Source organism: Rubrivivax sp. JA1055 (assembly GCF_020966565.1).
Classification (GTDB): Bacteria; Pseudomonadota; Gammaproteobacteria; order Burkholderiales; family Burkholderiaceae_C; genus Rubrivivax; species Rubrivivax benzoatilyticus.
The window spans coordinates 1-16,404 of sequence record NZ_JAJKFP010000005.1; the positions used below are offsets into that span (position 1 = coordinate 1).

Consider the following 16,404-nt stretch of genomic DNA (forward strand, 5'->3'; position numbering starts at 1 on the left):
TTTGCTCAATAGGAATCGAAGTGAACTTCACTTCTATTTCCATGAGCGTTTAAAGTCACTAGGACCTTGAAGTCTTGCGACTTCTTGGCACTCGCCTTCAAACGCCCACGCTTATCGGCTGTATGTTGTTAAAGAACTTCGCTGCTTTCGCTGCGTCGCTGTTTGTTCAGCGAAGACCGAGATTCTGACATTCTTTTTAAACCCTGTCAAGCACTCGGCTTTTCTGCTTTTCGCTGAAACCCTTTTCAGAGTTTTTCCGGAACTGCCTCTTTCGAAGCACCACCGTCGATCAGCGGAGCTTGTGACTGTAGCACGGCTCCAAAACCGATTGCAAGCGGTTCAACGAAAAAAGTTTGCAGGACACCGTCGACCACCTCGCTGCTGCCTGCCCGCACACCGGCACACCTCAGCCCGCGCACCCAGGGACCGGCCGATCCGGACGAGTGCCGGAAGCTCCGCCCGCTGCCGGCCTTGTCAGTGGGCGAGCCCGCCCGAGAACAGGCGCGCCGCCTCCAGCGCCGGATCCTCGGCGCTCAGCACCGCCTCGACCGCCGCGGCCAGGCGGCGGGTGTCGGCACGCAGCACTCGCTGCTTGATCGACGCGATGCGCGCCGGGTGCATGGAGAAGCTGCGCAGCCCCATGGCCAGCAGCAAGTCGGTGAACGCCGCGTCGCCGGCCATCTCGCCGCAGACACTGACACCCTTGCCTCGAGCGTTGGCCTTGGCAATGGTGTCCGCGATCAGGCGCAACACCGCAGGATGCCAGGGATCGAAGAGATGGGAGACGGCATCATCGGACCGGTCGATCGCCAGCGTGTACTGGATCAGGTCGTTGGTGCCGATCGAGACGAAGTCGAAGTGATCGAGGAAGCGGCCGATCATCAGCGCCGCAGCAGGCACCTCGATCATCGCGCCGATCTCGACTTCGCCGTGAGCACAGCCTGCGTCGTCGAGTTGCTGTCGGGCACGCTCGAGCGCCTCCAGCGTCATCCGGATCTCGCCGACATGCGCGACCATCGGCACCAGGATGCGCACCTTGCCGAAGGCACTCGCGCGCAGGATGGCGCGCAGCTGCTGGCGGAACATGTCCGGCTCGGCCAGGCTCCAGCGGATCGCGCGCAGGCCCAGCGCCGGGTTCAGCGCATGCTCGTGTCGCAGCTCCTGCAGGCTCATGCGATCCAGCGGCTTGTCGGCACCGATGTCGACGGTGCGGATCGTCACCGGCAAGCCCTGCATCGACACCACGGCGTCGCGGTAGGCCTGGAACTGCTCGTCTTCGCCGGGCAGGTCGCCACCCCGGTTCATGAACAGGAACTCGCTGCGGAACAGGCCGACGCCGACCGCACCGGCCTCCAGCGCCCCGGCCGAATCGCCCGGCATCTCGATATTGGCCAGCAGTTCGACCGGCTGCCCGTCCAGCGTCACCGCCGGCGTGTGGCGCAGGCGGTTCAGGCGGGCGCGTTCGAGTTCGCTCTGGCGCTGGCGGAAGCGGTACTCCTCCAGCACGATCGGCGACGGGTTGACGATGACGACACCGGCGTCGCCGTCGATGACCAGCCAGTCGTCCTGCCGGATCAGGCGGCTCGCTTCGCGCGCACCGACGACGGCCGGGATGTCCAGGCTGCGCGCGACGATGGCGGTGTGCGAGGTGCGCCCGCCGACATCGGTGACGAAGCCGGTGAAGACGCTGCGCTTGAACTGGATCATGTCGGCCGGTGCGACGTCGTTGGCGACCAGCACCAGCGGGTCCTCGCCGCCGAAGTCGCGCATGCGCATCACGTCCGGCTCCGCAGAGGGGCTGTGGCCCGGCTTGCTGCGGGCAAGGCAGCGCAACAACCTCTCGGCCAGCTGCTCGACGTCGGCCTTGCGTTCACGCAGGTACTCGTCGTCCATCTCGTCGAACTGGCGCGCGAGCACCTCAAGCTGCGCCGACAGCGCCCACTCGGCGTTGTAGTGGCGCTCGACGATCCACTGCCGGGTCGCCGAGGTCATGGTCTCGTCGTGCAGCAGCATCTGGTGCACGTCGAGCAGCGCCGACAGCTCGGCCGGCGCATCCTGCGGCAGGTCGCGCTTGAGCGCCGTCAGCTCCGCGGACACGATGTCGCGCGCCTGGCGCAGCCGGTCGATCTCCTGCTCGACTCGTTCGGCCGCGACGAAATAGTGCGCGACGTCGACGCGGCTGGAAGCCACCAGCACCGCGCGGCCGATCGCGACGCCGCGCGAGACGGGAGTGCCGAAGACCTGGATGCTCATGCGTTCGGCTCCCGTCGGCGCGTCACTGGCCTTCGCCGAACTTGGCGTCGATCAGGCCGCGCAGCGCTTCCATCGCGGCCTGCTCGTCCTCGCCGTCGGTCTCGATCTCGACCTCGGTGCCCATTCCGGCGGCCAGCATCATCACTCCCATGATGCTCTTGGCGTTGACCCGCCGGCCGTTGCGGCTCATGAAGACTTCGCTGCGGAAGGTGCCCGCCAGCTTGGTCAGCTTGGCCGAGGCGCGGGCGTGAAGGCCGAGCTTATTGCTGATGGTGATGCGGGTCTTGATCATGAGGGCCCGGGGAGACGGCCTGATTCTGCCGGCGCGCGCCGCCGATCTGCATGACACCTTGCGTACCACCGGCCACGGCGCGCGCGACCAGTTCATCCAGCGGAAGGTGGGCGTAGCACAGGGTGCGCCACAGCATCGGCACGTTGACCCCGGCGACGACACGTGCGGAGACGCCGTCGGCCAGTTCGAGCGCCGCGTTGCAGGGCGTCGCGCCGAAGACGTCGACCAGGATCAGCGCCTCCTGGGCGCCGAGTTCGGCCAGCAGCGCACGCGCGCGCTCGACCACCTGCTCGGGTTGCATGCCGGGCTCGACGTCCAGCGCCGCCAGGCCGCGGCCGCAGTCCGGATAGACATGCGCGGCCACCGCGCGCAGCGAAGACGCGAGCGGGGCGTGGGCGATGACGAGCAGGGCGGCCATGGCAGCAGGAGCGCGGATTATCGGCAGCTTTCGCTCCGTCTTGCGCACCGTACTCGCATCAGGGCCTGGGCGCACGGCGCGGGCCCAGAATCGGCGCCATGGAACAGCTGAAACCGGGCGCGCTCGCGGGGCTGCGCGTGCTCGATCTCTCGCGCGTGCTCGCCGGCCCCTGGTGCACGCAGACACTGGCCGACCTCGGTGCCGACGTCGTCAAGGTGGAACGCCCGCGCTCGGCACGCCACCCCGGCGGCGACGACACACGCGGCTGGGGCCCGCCGTTCCTGAAGGACGCCGCCGGCCACGACAGCGCCGAGGCCGCGTACTTCGTCGGCACCAACCGCAACAAACGTTCGGTGACGATCGACATCGCGCACCCCGACGGTCAGGCACTGGTGCGCCGGCTGGCCGACACCGCCGACGTGATGATCGAGAACTTCAAGGTCGGCGACATGGCGCGTTACGGCCTGGACGCCCAGGCGATGCGCGCGACGCGCCCGCGCCTCGTCTACTGCTCGATCACCGGCTACGGCCAGAGCGGGCCGTACCAGGATCGCGCCGGCTACGACTACGCGATCCAGGGCCTGGGCGGGCTGATGAGCGTGACCGGCGAGCGCGACGGCCTGCCCGGCGCCGGGCCGCAGAAGGTCGGCGTGGCGGTCGCCGATCTGTTCACCGGCATGTACGCGACGGTCGCCATCCTCGCCGCGCTGCGTCACCGCGACGCCACCGGCGAAGGCCAGGCGATCGACATGGCGCTGCTGGACACGCAGGTCGCGATGCTCGCCAACCTCGGCGCCAACTACCTGGCGACGAAGACGCCGCCGCGGCGCGTCGGCAACGCCCACGCCAACATCGTGCCCTACCAGGTGTTCGAGGTCGCCGACGGCCACCTGATCCTGGCGGTGGGCAACGACAGCCAGTTCAGGCGCTTCTGCGAGATCGCCGGCTGCGCCGAGCTGGCCACCGACGAACGCTTCGCGACGAACGCCGCGCGCGTGCGCCACCGTCAGGTGCTGATTCCAATGCTGGAGCCGCTGATGCGGCAGCGCGCGCGCGCCGACTGGCTGGCCGCCCTCGACGCCGCCGGCGTGCCCTGCGGGCCGATCAACGACCTGGGCGACGTCTTCGCCGACGAGCAGGTGCGTGCGCGCGGCATGGTGACGCAGGCGGAGCACCCGCTGCTCGGCACGATCGATCTCGTCGCCAGCCCGATGAAGCTGTCGGCGACACCGCCGACGCTGCGCCGCGCGCCGCCGCTGCTGGGCGAACACACCGACGAGGTGCTGCGCGAGATCGGCCTGACCGAGGCCGAGATCGCCGACCTGCACGCCCGCGGCGTGGTCTGACGCGGCCGGCTAGAGCGAGAAGACCTTGCGCAGGATCGCGCTGCCGGTACCGACCGGGTCGGCGCGGATCTTCTTCTCCTCCTCGCCGATCATCAGGTACAGGCCGTCGAGCGCCTTGGCGGTGACGTACTGCTGGACGTTGGCGTCCTCCTGCTGGATCAGGCCGAAACGCGAAGCCTTGCCGGCGACCGCGTTGTAGCGGTCCGCCAGCTTCACCTTCTCGGTCGCCTTGGTGACGATGGGCAGGAACTTCACGCCCAGCGGCTCGCGCGTCTTGCGTGCGAAGAAGTCGGTCACCGAGGTGTCGCCGCCGCGCACGATGTCCAGCGCGTCCTCGACGCTGATCGACTTGGCGGCGCTGACGAGCAGCGTGCGCGCCTCGGGCACCGCCGCCTCGGCGGCGCGGTTCATCGCCGTCACCAACTCGTCGACGCGTTTGCCCTGGCCGGTGGCGCGCAGCAGCCCGGCGGCATCCTCCAGTGCGCCCGGCAGTGGAATGCGCACCTTCGGGTTGCCGAGAAAGCCGTCGGTGCGCCCCAGCAAGCCGACGGCGGCGACGGCGCCACGTTCCAGCGCCGCACGCACGCCGGCGGCGGCATCGGTCTCGGTCAGCGCGGCGGCGCGGCCGGCGAGCGGCCAGACGCTCGACGCGGCGGCCAAGGTCCACGCGAATTGCCTGCGATCCATCGCAACTCCATCAAGACGGGAGACGCGATCGTGCGCGCGGGCGCGCACGCTGGCAACCGATCAGCCTTCGGTGACGCCCGCCGCGTGCGCCTGCTGGTCGGCGTGGTAGCTCGAGCGCACCATCGCGCCGACGGCGGCGTGGCTGAAGCCCATCGCCGCGGCCTCGCGCTCGAACATCTTGAAGGTGTCCGGGTGCACGTAGCGACGCACCGGCAGGTGGTGGCCGCTGGGCGCGAGGTACTGGCCGATGGTCAGCATCTCGATGCCGTGGGCGCGCATGTCGCGCATCACCTCGAGGATCTCCTCGTCGGTCTCGCCCAGGCCGACCATCAGCCCGCTCTTCGTCGGCACGGCCGGCACTTCTTCCTTGAAGCGCTTGAGCAGGTTCAGGCTGAAGGCGTAGTCGGCGCCCGGCCGCGACTCCTTGTACAGGCGCGGCACGGTCTCCAGGTTGTGGTTCATGACGTCCGGCGGCGCGGTCTTCAGGATCGCCAGCGCCTTGTCCAGGCGGCCGCGGAAGTCGGGCACCAGGACCTCGATGCGCGTCGCCGGCGACGCCTCGCGGATCGCGGTGATGCAGTCGACGAAGTGCTGGGCGCCGCCGTCGCGCAGGTCGTCGCGGTCGACGCTGGTGACGACGACGTACTTCAGCTTCAGCGCGGCGACGGTCTGGGCCAGCTTCTTCGGCTCCTCGGCGTCCAGCGGGTCCGGGCGGCCGTGGCCGACGTCGCAGAACGGGCAGCGCCGCGTGCACTTGTCGCCCATGATCATGAAGGTCGCCGTGCCCTTGCCGAAGCACTCGCCGATGTTCGGGCACGAGGCTTCCTCGCAGACCGTGTGCAGCTTCTGCTCGCGCAGCACGTTCTTGATCTCGTAGAAGCGCGAGGACGCCGAGCCGGCCTTCACGCGGATCCACTCCGGCTTCTTCAGCACCTCGGCCGGCACCACCTTGATCGGGATGCGCGAGGTCTTGGCCTGCGACTTCTGCTTGGCGGTCGGGTCGTAGGCCGGGGTCTGGGGATCGGTCATGGCGCGGAGCGGGCGGGCGTGGGAGCCCGAAGATTATCCGCCGCGGCCTTTCGCCGCCCGGCCGTCAGGGTCGGCGCCGGGCTCAGGCCGGCGCGAGCCGCCGCGCCAGCGCCTGGCCGAAGGCGCGCGCCGCGTCCTCCCAGCCGACCTCGATGCCCAGCGAGCGCAGGTCCACCGTCTTCAGCCCCTTGTAGCCGCAGGGGTCGATGCGCTCGAAAGGCTGCAGGTCCATCGCGACGTTCAGCGCCGCGCCGTGGTACGTGCAGTGGCCGCTGACCTTGATGCCGAGCGCGGCGATCTTGCCCAGGCCGGCGAACGGATCGTCGTCGCGAGGCACCAGGCGGGCGTGACCGAAGGGGTCGTCCAGGCGCACGTAGATGCCCGGCGCGCCGCGCACGCGGTGGCCGGTGACGCCGACGGCGCCGAGCACGTCGAGCACCGCCTCCTCGAGGCGGAAGACGTATTCCTTGACGAAGTAGCCGGCGCGCCGCAGGTCGACGAGCGGGTAGGCGACGACCTGGCCGGGGCCGTGGTACGTCACCTGGCCGCCGCGGTTGGTGCGCACGACCGGGATCTCGCCGGCCGCCAGCACGTGGGCCTCGCGCCCGGCGATGCCCTGCGTGAAGACCGGCGGGTGCTCGACGAGCCAGATCTCGTCTTCGGTGCCGGCCGTGCGCGCCTCGGTGAAGCCGCGCATCGCGGCCTCGGTCTCGGCATAGTCGCGCCGGCCCTGCAGCAACAGCCGCATCGCCGTCAGAGCACGACCTTGACCATCGGGTGCGTGCTCAGCGTGCGGTAGAGCTCGTCGAGCTGCTCGCGGCTCGTCGCCGTGACGGTGATCGTCAGCCCCATGTAGTTGCCGCCCTTGCTCGGGCGGCGCTCGACACGCAGGCGGTCGAACTCGGGGTCGAAACGCAGCGCCACCGCGACGATGGCTTCCTCGAAGCCCTCGACGTGCGCGCCCATCACCTTGATCGGGAAGGCGCTCGGGTACTCGATGAGGCTTTGTTCGGGCGGGATGTCGGCCATCTTGACTTCAGATCGACTGCAGGCGCTTGGCCTGCTGGTAAGCCTCGTACAGGCGGGCGTAGACCGGGCCCGGCTTGCCGCGCAGCGCGCCGTGGCCGACCGGCACGCCGTCCAGGCGCGTGACCGGCAGCACTTCCTTGGTGGCCGAGCTCAGCAGCACCTCGTCGGCCGACAGCAGCTCGGCCTCGGACACCGGGCGCAGGCTGTAGGGGATGTCGCAGTCCTCGCACAGCTCGCGCAGCAGCTCGAAGCGGATGCCCTCGAGCACGAACTCGCTCTTGGGCGCGCCGATCAGCGCGCCTTCCTGCACGATCCAGACGTTGCTCGCCGAGGCCTCGGTGAGGAAACCGTCGCGCAGCATGATGGTCTCGACGGCGCCGTGGTCGGCCGACATCTGGCGCGCGAGCACGTTGCCCAGCAGGCTGGTGCTCTTGATGTCCCCGCGCTCCCAGCGGAAGTCGCGCGCGGTGATGCAGGCCACGCCGTGGTGGCGCTGCTCGGCCGTCGCGTGCTTCAGCGGGTTGACCATCATGAAGACCGTCGGCTCCAGGCCGTCGGGCATCACGTGGTCACGCGGGGCGACGCCGCGCGTGACCTGGATGTAGACCACCTGGTCATCGACGCCGCGCGTCTCGGCCAGCGTCTGCACCAGGCAGCGGCAGCGCTCCAGCCACTCGTCGCGCGTGTGCGGGTTCGGGATGCGGATCTTCGCCAGGCTGCGCTCCAGCCGCGCCAGGTGCTCGTCGAAGCGGAACAGCCGCCGGCCGTAGACCGGCACGACCTCGTAGATCCCGTCGCCGAAGATGAAGCCGCGGTCCAGGACCGGGATCTTCGCCTCGGCGAGCGGGGTGTAGTGGCCGTTCAGGTAGCAGAGCGTGTCGGGCAGGGCGATCGCCATGACGGTCTCGGTGTGGACGCCGCGTGAAGGCCCCAGATTACTTGATCCAGAGCCGCACGGCATCCCAGGCGCGGCCGAAGATGCCGGCCAGGCCCACCGGCTCGAGCACCTGCAGCGGGATCTCGGCCACCGGCGTGCCGCCGGCGGTCGTCACCTTCAGCGTGCCGACACGCTGGCCCTGCTGCAGCGGCGCGACCAGCGGGTCGGTGCGCTGGATCGAGGTCTTCAGCTTGTCGCCTTCGCCGCGCGGCACGGCGACGAAGATCGCGCCCGGCGCGCCCAGGCGGGCTTCGGACTTGTTGCCCTTCCAGACCGGCACCGTGGCCACCGCCTTGCCGGCGTCGAACAGCCGGATCGCGTCCCAGGCCGCGTAGCCCCAGTTCAGCAGCTTCTGGCTCTCGTTGGCGCGGGCCTGCATCGAGGCCGTGCCCATCACCACCGACAGCAGCCGGCGCTTGCCGTTGGGCATGTCGCGCTGGGCGCTGGCCACGAGGCAGTAGCCGGCGGCTTCGGTGTAGCCGGTCTTCATGCCGTCGACGCTCGGGTCGCGGCCCAGCAGCAGGTTGCGGTTGTCCTGGCGGATGTTGTTGAACGCGAAGGCCCGCTCCGAATAGATCGGATAGAACTGCGGGTGGTCCTGGATGATGCGAGTGGCGATGTAGGCGATCTCGCGCGGCGTCGTCTTGTGGCCGGCCTCGGTCAGCCCCGAGGGGTTGCGGAACTGGGTGTTCTTCAGCCCCCAGGCCTGGGCCTGCTTGTTCATCATCGCGACGAAGTTCTCGACCGTGCCGCCGACCGCTTCGGCCAGCGCGACCGTCGCGTCGTTGCCGCTCTGCACGATCATGCCGCGCAGCAGCTCGTCGACACGCGGCTGCATCCGGGTGTCGATGAACATCAGCGAGCCGCCGTACTTGCGCTCGTCCCAGGCGCGGGTGGACACCGGCACACGCTGGTCCAGCGCCAGCTTGCCGTCGCGCACGGCGTTGAACACCAGGTAGGCGCTCATCAGCTTGGTCAGCGAGGCCGGGTCGGCCGGCGTGTCGGCGTCGCGCTCGGCGAGCACCTGGTTGGCGCTGACGTCGATCAGGATGTACTGGCGCGCGGCGACCTCGGGCGGCACCGGGGCCTGGGCGTGGGCGCCAGCCACGAAGAAGGCCAGCGCCAGGGACAGGAGTCGTTTCATCGGGAAGGAATGGGGTGGGTCAGCGGTGCCAGGCACCGACGACGATCTGCTTGAGCAGCGTGAGCTGCCCGTGGAAGAAGTGGCCGGCGCCAGGCACCACCGTCAGCGGCAACGACTGGGGACGCGCCCAGTCGAGCACCGCCGCCAGCGGCACGACCTCGTCGGCCTCGCCGTGGATCACGACGCTGTCCTGAGGCACCGGCGCGGCGCGAAAGTTCCGCACCGCCGGCGCGACCAGCACCTGGCGCTCGACCGGCGTGCCGGCGTCGGCCAGGCGCGCAGCCAGCTGCGTGGCGATCGCGCCGCCGAAGGAGAAGCCGCCGACGGCCAGCGGCAGCGACGGGTCACGGAAGGCGGTGGCGACGGCCAGCGCGTCGTCGAGCTCGCCGACGCCGGCATCCCATTCACCGCCGGAGCCGCCGACGCCTCGGAAGTTGAAGCGCACCGCGCGATAGCCCAGCTGGACGAACGCCCGCGCCAGCGTCTGCACGACCTTGTTGTCCATCGTGCCGCCGTGCAGCGGATGCGGGTGGCAGAGCACGGCCACGCCGCGCAGGCCGGCTGCGGGAGCGTCGATCGCGACGTCCAGCGCGCCGGCCGGGCCGGGGATCGCCCGGCGCTCGGTGGCCGAGTTCATCGGCCGACGTCGGGGGGCAGCATCAGGCGCTCGACGGGCCGCCCGTTTTTCAGGTGCGACTCGACGATCTCGTCGATGTCCTCGCGGTCGACGTAGGTGTACCAGGTGCCTTCGGGGTAGACCACGGCCACCGGGCCGCCGGCGCAGCGGTCCAGGCAGCCGGCCTTGTTGACGCGCACGCCGCCGGCGCCGGCCAGGCCTTCGGCCTTGACACGCGCCTTGCAGTGATCGAACGCCTCCTGCGCGCCGTGACGGGCGCAGCTCGACTCTCCGGCGGGCCGCTCGTTGAGGCAGAAGAAGATGTGATGCCGGAAATAGCTCATGGCGGGATTGTAGGCACCGCCCCCGGCACGGCCGGCGCGCGGGGACTCAGTCGCGGCTGGCCAGACGGCCCAGCAGCCAGCCGCCCGCGGCATACGGCCAGAGCCAGCCGATCCACTGCGCCAGCCCGTGGAAACGCACGAAACGCCCCTGCTCCCAGCTCTGCAGGCTGTCGGCGAAATACGGGTCGGCAGGCGCCTGCGCGACCAGCGTCACCAGCACCGTGAGCACCACCAGCCCCAGGCCGCAGGCGACGCGGCGCCCCACCGGCGCGAGCAGCAGCGCGCTGCAGGCCGCGGCCAGCAAGGCCGGGCCCACCATCGGCGTCAGCCAGGCCAGCGCGTGCTGCGGGCCGAAGTTCAGCAGCGTCGACAGCGTCATCGTCGCCGCGGCCAGCGCCAGCGCGCCGGCGGCCAGCACCACGCGCCGCCAGCCCGGCGCAACGACCGAATAGGCCACCAGACAGGGCGCCAGCAGGCCCAGCGCCGTGACCGCGCCTTCGGCCGGCGGCCACAGGCGCTCGCCGGGCGTCGGCACCGCGGCCAGCATCTCGTAGACCGGGTCGGCCCAGGGCACTTCGTCGAGCCAGTCGAGCGCATAGCCGCGCAGGCGTTCGCCGAACTGGCCCAGGCCCAGCGGCACCGGCGCCGGGAACAGCAGCCCCAGCGGCCACAGCGCCAGCAACGCCAGCGCCCCGGCGCTGCGCGGCACGAACCAGCGCTGGCGCAGCCCGTGCCAGCGGTCGATCAGCCCGGCGGCATGCAGCGCCGCACCGGCCAGCGCGCCGACGGCGCCGCCGGCCGAATTGAGCGCGAAATCCTTCAGCGACGGGTGGCGCGTCGGCAGGAACTGCTGCGTGACCTCCGCGCCGTAGGACAGCGCCGCCGGCAGCACCAGGCCCAGCGCCAGCGACGGCAGCGGCGCCCAACCGCTGCGCCGTGCGGCGATCAGCACGAGGGCGCCCAGCGGCACGTAGCCGACGAAGTTGGACCAGTCGTCGAACGGCGTCACCCAGCGCGGCCAGGGCAGCGCCAGCAGCGCCGTCAGCTCCTGCCCCGGCGGCCAGCGCCAGCCCTCGAACGGGAACAGGCTGGCGTAGACGATCAGCGCCGCGAACGCCGCCGCCAGCGGCGTGGCCGAGCTGCGGTGACGGTCGCTCGTCACGCGTGCGAAGCGCCCGCTAGAAGGGCTTGACGACGACCAGCACGACGATCGCCATGAACAGGATCACCGTGACTTCGTTGAAGACGCGGAACCACTTGTGCGAACGTTTGTTGGCCGAGTTCTCGAAGTCCTTCAGCACGCGGCGGCAGAACTCCTGGTAGACGAGGATGCCCGCCACCAGCGTCAGCTTGGCGTGCAGCCAGCCGGCACCGGCGCCGATGCCGAAGTGCAGCCACAGCAGCAGCCCCAGCACGAAGGCCGGGACCATCAGGATCATCATGAAGCGGTACAGCTTGCGCGCCATCAGCAGCAGGCGCTCGCGCTCGGCGTGGCTGTCCGGCGGCACCATCGCCAGGTTGACGAACAGACGCGGCAGGTAGAACAGCCCGGCGAACCAGCTCGCCACGAAGATGATGTGGAAGGCCTTGACCCAGAGGTAGCTCATCGGGCCATTATGGCGGGCGCCACGAGGCTGAAAAAAGGAGGCCCCGGCGCGGAGCCGGGGCCAGCAAGCCTTATCGCTGTCATCACGGTAAGGCACCTGCTCAGGGAGGAAAAGCAGGGAATGACCACCGCGCGTGCGGCTATCATTCATCGGTCACTTTAGCAGAGTGACCGGCGAAGAGCCAACCGAAATCCGTCGGGCCTTCGCAGGCGTGTGACACGCTCCAGAACCCCCAGGACAGCTCGTGCGTACCCTTCCCCCGTTCCCCGCGAGCCGGCCGCGCCGGCTGCGCCGCGATGCCTTCACCCGCGCCCTCGTGCGCGAAAACCGGCTGGCGCCGGAAGACTTCATCTACCCGGTGTTCGTGCTCGAGGGCACGGGTCAGGTCCAGGACGTGCCGAGCATGCCCGGCGTGCAGCGCATGAGCCAGGACATGCTGTTCGGCGTCGCCGAGCAGTGCGTCGAACTCGGCATCCCGGTGCTGGCGCTGTTCCCGAACATCGACGCGTCGCTGAAGACGCCCGACGGCCGCGAAGCGACCAACCCCGACGGCCTGATCCCGCGCACCGTGCGCGCGCTGAAGGAGCGCTTCCCCGAGCTCGGCGTGATGACCGACGTCGCGCTGGACCCGTACACCAGCCACGGCCAGGACGGCCTGCTCGACGAGACCGGCTACATCATCAACGACGCCACCGTCGAGGTGCTGACCGCCCAGGCGCTGACGCACGCCGCGGCCGGCGTCGACATCGTCGCACCCAGCGACATGATGGACGGCCGCATCGGCGCGATCCGCAACGCGCTGGAAGCCGGCGGCCACATCCACACGCGCATCATGGCCTACAGCGCCAAGTACGCGAGCGCCTTCTACGGCCCGTTCCGCGACGCCGTCGGCACGCGCGGCACGCTGGGCAAGAGCGACAAGAAGGTCTATCAGATGGACCCGGGCAACTCCGACGAGGCCCTGCGCGAAGTGGCGCTGGACATCGCCGAGGGCGCCGACATGGTGATGGTCAAGCCCGGCCTGCCGTATCTGGACATCGTGCGCCGCGTGAAGGACGAGTTCGGCATGCCGACCTTCGCCTACCAGGTCAGCGGCGAGTACGCGATGATCAAGGCCGCCGCCGCCAACGGCTGGCTGGACCACGACGCCGTGATGATGGAAGCGCTGCTCGCCTTCAAGCGTGCCGGCGCCGACGGCATCCTGACCTACTTCGCGCTCGACGCCGCGCGGCTGCTGCGCCAGCGCTGATCCCGCCCGCATGCGGGTCTTCCACGTCGGCGCGCCGGGCTTCCGCGAACTCGACGCGCTGCCGCAGGCGCTGCCGGCCGAGGGCTTCCTCTGGATCGGCAGCGCACGCCGCGTCTTCGAGCTCGGCCAGGCCGATCTCCAGGCGGCGCTGCAGCGCTGGGGCCTCGGGGCGCTGGTCGACCTGCACGTCTCGGACCTGCTGAACCACCAGCTGCCGAGCCACTACGACTACACCTCCTGGTACGACCTGCTGGTCTTCCGGCGGCTGGCCGCCGCCGCCGGCAGCGAGGACCTGTTCGTCGACGACGAACACGGCACGATGGCCAGCGCCGAACGCGCGCTGCGCGCGATCGACACCAGCCCGGTCGGCTTCGTCGTCTTCGACCGCGTGCTGATCACCGTGCACCCGACCGACTGCGCCGTGCGCGAGCACTTCGCCACGCGCCTGGCCGGCGCCGGCACGCGCCTGCCGGCCAGCCCGGCGGACCTGATGCTGCGCATGGTCAACCACATGGTCGACAGCTACCTCGACCTGCGCCGGCTGCTGACGCGCCAGCTCGGCTACCTGCAGCAGCGCCTGCTCGACCCGAAGAGCCGCTTCGGCGACTGGAGCGTGCTGCTGCAGTCGCGTACCGCGCTGCACACGCTGGAGGACACCTGCGATGACCAGCGCAGCGCGGTGCAGGAGTGGGTCGACGCGCTCGACGAATGGCCCGAACCCGCCGAAGCCGCCGCGCAACGCGAGCGCGAGCTGCTGCGCGTGCGCTCGCGCGACGTGCTCGAACACGTCGAACGTGTGCTCTCGCACGTGCGCCGGCTCGAGCACTCGGCCGAGACCGCGGTGCAGATGCACTTCTCGGCGGTGGCGCACCGCACCAACGACATCATGCGCACGCTGACGGTGCTGACCGCCGTCTTCCTGCCGCTGAACCTGATCACCGGCTTCTTCGGCATGAACTTCGACATGCTGCCGCTGGTGCACTCGAGCAACGGCATCTGGGTCGCGATCTGGCTGATGCTGGCCGTCGGCGTCGGGCTGGCGGTGTTCTTCTGGCGCAAGCGCTACCTCGGCGAACAGCGCCGCTGAATCCCGTTCTCCGATGAGCCGCCCGACACGCCGCCAGCTGGCGGTCCTGCTGCTGCTGACCCTGATCTGGGGCCTGAACTGGCCGGTGATGAAACTCGGCGTCAGCGGCTTCCCGCCGCTGTCCTTCCGCGCCGTGTCGATGCTCGCCGGGCTGCCGCTGTTCGGCCTGGCGCTGCTGGCGCTGCTGGCGCTGCGCGTGCCGCTGGCGCTGCCGCGCGAGCACTGGGGCGAGCTGCTGCGGCTGACGGTGTCCAACATGCTGGTCTGGCACGTCGTCGTGATCCTCGCGATCCCGTCGCTGAGCTCGGGGCGCGCGGCGATCCTCGGTTACTCGATGCCGGTGTTCGCGGCGCTGTGGGGCCGCTGGCTGTTCGGCGACCGGCTGGGCTGGCGCCAGCTCGCCGGCGTCGCCGCCGCCGGGCTGGGTGTCGTGCTGCTGCTGGCGCACGAGGCCGGCCGCCTGGCCGGCGCGCCCTGGGCGGCCGCGGCGATGCTGCTGGCCGCGGCGACCTGGGCCTACGGCACGCATCGCCTGCGGCGCAGCACGATCCCGGTGCCGCTGCTCGCGGTGGCGTTCTGGATGACGGTCGTGACGACCGCCGTGATGAGCGTGCTGGCGCTGGCCTTCGAGTCGCACAGCTGGACCCTGCCGTCGGCGCCGGTGGCCTGGGCCATCGCCTACAACGCCGTCGGCGTGTTCTGCTTCGCGCAGGCGGCCTGGTTCTACCTGGCGCGCACGCTGCCGCCGGTGGCCAGCTCGATCAGCGTGATGATGATCCCGGTGCTGGGCACCTTCTCCGGCGCGCTGGCGCTCGGCGAGACGCTGCACTGGCAGGACTTCGCGGCGATGCTGCTGATCGTCGCGGCGATCGCCTCGGTGCTGATGCGGCCGAAGGCCGGCTGATCAGCCGCGCGCGTAGGGGTCGGCGAAACCCAGCGCGGCGAGCAGCTCGGTCTCGCGCGCTTCCATCGCCTCGGCCTCGCCGTCGTCCTCGTGGTCCCAGCCCTGGGCGTGCAGCGTGCCGTGCACCAGCAGGTGGGCGTAGTGCGCCTCCAGCGTGACGCCCTGCTCGGCGGCTTCGCGCTCGACGACCGGCGCACAGAGGACCAGGTCGGCGACGACCTCGGGCTCGTGTTCGTAGTCGAAGGTCAGCACGTTGGTCGCGTAGTCCTTGCCGCGGTACTCGCGGTTGAGCGTGCGGCCCTCGTCCTCATCGACGATGCGCACCGCGATGCGGCCGTTGGATTCGAGCGCCGTGCGCACGAAGCGCGCGACACGGTGACGCGCCAGCGCGCCGCGGTGGCGGGCGTCGGCGAACTGCAGCGACAGTTGGAGTTCAGGCTTCACGCGGCTCCCGGGCGGCGTCGTAGGCCTCGACGATGCGCGCCACCAGCGGGTGGCGCACGACGTCGGCGGCGGTGAAATCGGTGAACGCGATGCCCGGCACACGCTTGAGGATGTGCCGCGCCTCGACGAGGCCGCTGGCCATGCCCTTGGGCAGGTCGACCTGGCTGACGTCGCCGGTGACGACGCACTTGCTGCCGAAGCCGATGCGCGTGAGGAACATCTTCATCTGCTCGCGCGTCGTGTTCTGCGCCTCGTCGAGGATCACGAACGCGTGGTTGAGCGTGCGCCCGCGCATGAAGGCCAGCGGCGCGATCTCGATCAGCCCGCGCTCGAAGGCCTTGGCGACGCGGTCGAAGCCCATCAGGTCGTAGAGCGCGTCGTACAGCGGGCGCAGATACGGGTCGACCTTCTGCGCCAGGTCGCCGGGCAGGAAACCCAGGCGCTCGCCGGCCTCGACCGCCGGGCGTGTCAGCACGATGCGCTGCACGCCGTGGCGCTCGAGCGCGTCGACGGCGCAGGCCACGGCGAGAAAGGTCTTGCCGGTGCCGGCCGGGCCGATGCCGAAGGTGATGTCGTGCGACAGGATCTGGCGCAGGTACTGCACCTGGTTGGGCGTGCGCCCGACGAGGTCGGCATGGCGCGTGTGCAGCACGATGCGCTCGGCGCCGCCGTCAGCCGGCGTGCCGGGCGCAGGCGGCGGCATCGCGCCGGCTTCGGCCAGCGCGAGCTGCAGCCGGCGTTCGCCGATCGGCGCTTCGGCCAGCGCGTACAGCCGGTCGAGCAGCGCGACGGTGCGTTCGACCGCGGCGCGTGCGCCGTCGATGCGGAAGCTGTCGTCGCGGCGCGCGAGCGTCACGCCGAGGCCGGCCTCGATGGCGCGCAGGTGCGCGTCGAGCGGGCCGCAGAGATGGGCGAGCCGACGGTGGTCGGCCGGGGCGAGCGTGTGGCGGCGGATCAAGCGACGAGGATGCGGGGGGACGGCAGGAAGCGCCATTGTCGCAGCGCCGCCGGGCCGGCG

Annotated in this window: 19 protein-coding genes; 4 read left to right on the forward strand and 15 right to left on the reverse strand. The window is 70.5% G+C overall.

Going from position 1 to position 16,404, the window contains the following annotated elements; translation table 11 throughout:
• Nucleotides 1–474: 474 nt before the first annotated feature.
• The 3 genes from ptsP to LOC65_RS06710 are packed head-to-tail and all read right to left on the reverse strand — an operon-like array spanning nt 475 to nt 2,963.
• On the reverse strand, nt 475–2,253 hold the full coding sequence (ptsP, locus tag LOC65_RS06700) for a phosphoenolpyruvate--protein phosphotransferase (protein ID WP_164963424.1): 1,779 nt from the start codon (nt 2,251–2,253) through the stop codon (nt 475–477).
• A 22-nt stretch (nt 2,254–2,275) separates the two neighbouring features.
• Nucleotides 2,276–2,545, reverse strand: a complete 270-nt coding sequence (locus LOC65_RS06705) for an HPr family phosphocarrier protein (RefSeq protein ID WP_009858447.1) — start codon at nt 2,543–2,545, stop codon at nt 2,276–2,278.
• Entirely contained in the window at nt 2,514–2,963 is a 450-nt protein-coding gene (locus LOC65_RS06710) for a PTS sugar transporter subunit IIA (RefSeq protein ID WP_009858448.1), read from the reverse strand. The genes LOC65_RS06705 and LOC65_RS06710 overlap by 32 nt, the downstream gene beginning before the upstream one ends.
• 98 nt (nt 2,964–3,061) lie before the next feature.
• Between LOC65_RS06710 and LOC65_RS06715 the strand changes: the two genes are divergently transcribed.
• Nucleotides 3,062–4,309, forward strand: coding sequence for a CaiB/BaiF CoA-transferase family protein (locus LOC65_RS06715; protein WP_230247005.1), 1,248 nt, complete (start codon nt 3,062–3,064; stop codon nt 4,307–4,309).
• A gap of 9 nt (nt 4,310–4,318) precedes the next feature.
• Here LOC65_RS06715 and LOC65_RS06720 read toward each other — a convergent pair whose 3' ends face one another.
• The 10 genes from LOC65_RS06720 to LOC65_RS06765 form a co-directional block, all read right to left on the reverse strand.
• Nucleotides 4,319–4,996 (reverse strand): DUF4197 domain-containing protein, encoded by a 678-nt coding sequence (locus LOC65_RS06720; protein WP_230247006.1) that lies wholly within the window; start codon nt 4,994–4,996, stop codon nt 4,319–4,321.
• Between the two features lie 60 nt (nt 4,997–5,056).
• Nucleotides 5,057–6,025: a lipoyl synthase gene (gene lipA / locus LOC65_RS06725; protein WP_230247007.1), complete on the reverse strand. Its 969-nt coding sequence runs from the start codon at nt 6,023–6,025 to the stop codon at nt 5,057–5,059.
• Between the two features lie 82 nt (nt 6,026–6,107).
• Nucleotides 6,108–6,773 (reverse strand): lipoyl(octanoyl) transferase LipB, encoded by a 666-nt coding sequence (gene lipB / locus LOC65_RS06730; protein WP_230247008.1) that lies wholly within the window; start codon nt 6,771–6,773, stop codon nt 6,108–6,110.
• A gap of 5 nt (nt 6,774–6,778) precedes the next feature.
• Nucleotides 6,779–7,054 carry a DUF493 family protein gene (locus tag LOC65_RS06735; RefSeq protein ID WP_164963428.1) on the reverse strand — a complete coding sequence of 92 codons (276 nt, stop codon included), beginning with the start codon at nt 7,052–7,054 and terminating at the stop codon, nt 6,779–6,781.
• A gap of 7 nt (nt 7,055–7,061) precedes the next feature.
• On the reverse strand, nt 7,062–7,952 hold the full coding sequence (locus tag LOC65_RS06740) for a D-amino acid aminotransferase (protein ID WP_164963429.1): 891 nt from the start codon (nt 7,950–7,952) through the stop codon (nt 7,062–7,064).
• Nucleotides 7,953–7,989: 37 nt separating this feature from the next.
• The gene (locus LOC65_RS06745; protein WP_009858455.1) at nt 7,990–9,135 is read right to left on the reverse strand and encodes a D-alanyl-D-alanine carboxypeptidase family protein; all 1,146 of its coding nucleotides are present in this window, start codon (nt 9,133–9,135) and stop codon (nt 7,990–7,992) included.
• Between the two features lie 19 nt (nt 9,136–9,154).
• Entirely contained in the window at nt 9,155–9,772 is a 618-nt protein-coding gene (locus LOC65_RS06750) for an alpha/beta hydrolase (RefSeq protein WP_009858456.1), read from the reverse strand.
• Entirely contained in the window at nt 9,769–10,095 is a 327-nt protein-coding gene (locus tag LOC65_RS06755; protein WP_009858457.1) for a ferredoxin, read from the reverse strand. Before LOC65_RS06755 ends, LOC65_RS06750 begins: the two co-directional genes overlap by 4 nt.
• A 46-nt stretch (nt 10,096–10,141) precedes the next feature.
• A complete protein-coding gene (locus LOC65_RS06760) occupies nt 10,142–11,257 on the reverse strand; it encodes a VanZ family protein (protein WP_230247009.1) in 1,116 nt (371 codons plus the stop codon).
• Nucleotides 11,258–11,273: 16 nt separating this feature from the next.
• Nucleotides 11,274–11,702 (reverse strand): CopD family protein, encoded by a 429-nt coding sequence (locus LOC65_RS06765; protein ID WP_230247010.1) that lies wholly within the window; start codon nt 11,700–11,702, stop codon nt 11,274–11,276.
• Between the two features lie 244 nt (nt 11,703–11,946).
• Between LOC65_RS06765 and hemB the strand changes: the two genes are divergently transcribed.
• From hemB to LOC65_RS06780, 3 genes are read left to right on the forward strand one after another with little or no spacing between them, the layout of a single operon-like run.
• Entirely contained in the window at nt 11,947–12,951 is a 1,005-nt protein-coding gene (gene hemB / locus LOC65_RS06770) for a porphobilinogen synthase (protein ID WP_029718861.1), read from the forward strand.
• A gap of 10 nt (nt 12,952–12,961) precedes the next feature.
• Nucleotides 12,962–14,038 carry a magnesium transporter CorA family protein gene (locus tag LOC65_RS06775; protein WP_230247011.1) on the forward strand — a complete coding sequence of 359 codons (1,077 nt, stop codon included), beginning with the start codon at nt 12,962–12,964 and terminating at the stop codon, nt 14,036–14,038.
• Between the two features lie 13 nt (nt 14,039–14,051).
• Nucleotides 14,052–14,942: a DMT family transporter gene (locus LOC65_RS06780; RefSeq protein WP_230247012.1), complete on the forward strand. Its 891-nt coding sequence runs from the start codon at nt 14,052–14,054 to the stop codon at nt 14,940–14,942.
• Here LOC65_RS06780 and ybeY read toward each other — a convergent pair whose 3' ends face one another.
• Nucleotides 14,943–15,386 (reverse strand): rRNA maturation RNase YbeY, encoded by a 444-nt coding sequence (gene ybeY, locus LOC65_RS06785; RefSeq protein WP_132648599.1) that lies wholly within the window; start codon nt 15,384–15,386, stop codon nt 14,943–14,945.
• The gene (locus LOC65_RS06790; protein WP_230247013.1) at nt 15,376–16,344 is read right to left on the reverse strand and encodes a PhoH family protein; all 969 of its coding nucleotides are present in this window, start codon (nt 16,342–16,344) and stop codon (nt 15,376–15,378) included. The genes ybeY and LOC65_RS06790 overlap by 11 nt, the downstream gene beginning before the upstream one ends.
• Nucleotides 16,345–16,404: the final 60 nt, after the last annotated feature.

Coding starts and splice junctions, on each gene's coding strand:
- ptsP (WP_164963424.1), bottom strand. CDS start 2,253: ATGAGCATCCAGGTCTTCGGCACTCCCGTCTCGCGCGGCGTCGCGATC.
- LOC65_RS06705 (WP_009858447.1), bottom strand. CDS start 2,545: ATGATCAAGACCCGCATCACCATCAGCAATAAGCTCGGCCTTCACGCC.
- LOC65_RS06710 (WP_009858448.1), bottom strand. CDS start 2,963: ATGGCCGCCCTGCTCGTCATCGCCCACGCCCCGCTCGCGTCTTCGCTG.
- LOC65_RS06715 (WP_230247005.1), top strand. CDS start 3,062: ATGGAACAGCTGAAACCGGGCGCGCTCGCGGGGCTGCGCGTGCTCGAT.
- LOC65_RS06720 (WP_230247006.1), bottom strand. CDS start 4,996: ATGGATCGCAGGCAATTCGCGTGGACCTTGGCCGCCGCGTCGAGCGTC.
- lipA (WP_230247007.1), bottom strand. CDS start 6,025: ATGACCGATCCCCAGACCCCGGCCTACGACCCGACCGCCAAGCAGAAG.
- lipB (WP_230247008.1), bottom strand. CDS start 6,773: ATGCGGCTGTTGCTGCAGGGCCGGCGCGACTATGCCGAGACCGAGGCC.
- LOC65_RS06735 (WP_164963428.1), bottom strand. CDS start 7,054: ATGGCCGACATCCCGCCCGAACAAAGCCTCATCGAGTACCCGAGCGCC.
- LOC65_RS06740 (WP_164963429.1), bottom strand. CDS start 7,952: ATGGCGATCGCCCTGCCCGACACGCTCTGCTACCTGAACGGCCACTAC.
- LOC65_RS06745 (WP_009858455.1), bottom strand. CDS start 9,135: ATGAAACGACTCCTGTCCCTGGCGCTGGCCTTCTTCGTGGCTGGCGCC.
- LOC65_RS06750 (WP_009858456.1), bottom strand. CDS start 9,772: ATGAACTCGGCCACCGAGCGCCGGGCGATCCCCGGCCCGGCCGGCGCG.
- LOC65_RS06755 (WP_009858457.1), bottom strand. CDS start 10,095: ATGAGCTATTTCCGGCATCACATCTTCTTCTGCCTCAACGAGCGGCCC.
- LOC65_RS06765 (WP_230247010.1), bottom strand. CDS start 11,702: ATGAGCTACCTCTGGGTCAAGGCCTTCCACATCATCTTCGTGGCGAGC.
- LOC65_RS06775 (WP_230247011.1), top strand. CDS start 12,962: ATGCGGGTCTTCCACGTCGGCGCGCCGGGCTTCCGCGAACTCGACGCG.
- LOC65_RS06780 (WP_230247012.1), top strand. CDS start 14,052: ATGAGCCGCCCGACACGCCGCCAGCTGGCGGTCCTGCTGCTGCTGACC.